This window comes from Kitasatospora sp. NPDC091257 (assembly GCF_044757675.1).
Lineage (GTDB): Bacteria > Actinomycetota > Actinomycetes > Streptomycetales > Streptomycetaceae > Kitasatospora > Kitasatospora lactacystinica.
In genome coordinates this window covers 1-1,190 of the sequence record NZ_JBIVVI010001796.1, presented here as the reverse complement: position 1 = coordinate 1,190, position 1,190 = coordinate 1, and the positions used below count along the sequence as shown (strand labels likewise).

Annotated in this window: 1 protein-coding gene; it reads left to right on the top strand. The window is 74.3% G+C overall.

All coding sequences use genetic code 11. The annotated features are described in order from the left end of the window. Positions 1-241 precede the first annotated feature (241 nt). Positions 242-1,190 (top strand): ABC transporter ATP-binding protein (locus ACIQOV_RS42095; protein ID WP_401056516.1); only part of this gene is annotated, 949 nt, incomplete at its 3' end.

Here is a 1,190-nt window from a genome sequence, read left to right as displayed (position 1 = left end):
TAGAGCATCACCTTGCCAAGGTGAGGGTCGCGAGTTCGAATCTCGTCGTCCGCTCCGATCCGAAGGGCCCCCTCGTGCGAGGGGGCCCTTCGGCATTCCTCCCCGCACTCCTGGCACGGCGGTGCCCCGGGCGCCGGCGATATCGGCCATGACATTTGTCATCGCCGACCCGTGGATCCCCACCGCGATGTCATGACGGCCCGCACTGCCCGCGCGGCCCGGTCGGCGGAAGGCTTGGGGCATGGAGACGAGCCGGGCCCCCCGCCCCAGCGAAGACGTGATCGAGGTCACCGACCTGCACCGCCACTACGGCGGCGGCACCAACGGGTACCACGCCGTGCGCGGCGTCGACCTGACCGTCCGCCGCGGCGAGCTGTTCGCCCTGCTCGGCACCAACGGGGCCGGCAAGACCTCCACCATGGAGGTCATCGAGGGCCTGGCCGCGCCCACCGGCGGCACCGTCCGGGTGCTCGGCCTGGACCCCCACAAGGAGCGCGCCGCCGTCCGCCCGCGGATCGGCATCATGCTCCAGGAGGGCGGCTTCCCCGGCGAGCTCACCGCCGCCGAGACCGGCCGCGTCTGGGCCGGGATGACCAGCGGCGCCCGCCCGGTGGCGGAGGCGCTGGAGCTGGTCGGCCTCGGCCACCGCGCGAACGTCCGGGTCAAGCAGCTGTCCGGCGGCGAGAAGCGCCGGCTGGACCTCGCGATGGCCCTGCTCGGCCGCCCCGAGGTGCTCTTCCTGGACGAGCCCAGCACCGGTCTCGACCCCGAGGCGCGCGCCGCCGTCTGGCAGCTGGTCCGCGAGCTGCGCGCCCAGGGCACCACGGTGCTGCTCACCACCCACTACCTGGAGGAGGCCGAGGAGCTCGCCGACCGGCTGGCCATCATGCACGGCGGCCGGGTCGTCACCTCGGGCACCGTCGCCGAGGTGATCGCCGACCGGCCCGCCCGGATCGGCTTCGAGCTTCCCGAGTTCACCGGCGCCGCACTGCCCGTCCTGGCCGGGGCCGAACTCGCGCTCGACGGCCGCAAGGTCACCGTGCAGACCCTCGCGCTCCAGGACACCCTCACCGACCTGCTCGGCTGGGCCCGGCACCACGGGATCGCGCTCGGCGCCCTGGACGCCCGCAGCGCCTCGCTGGAGGAGGCCTTCCTCGCGATCGCCTCCGAGGCCGCCCACCAGAACCCCC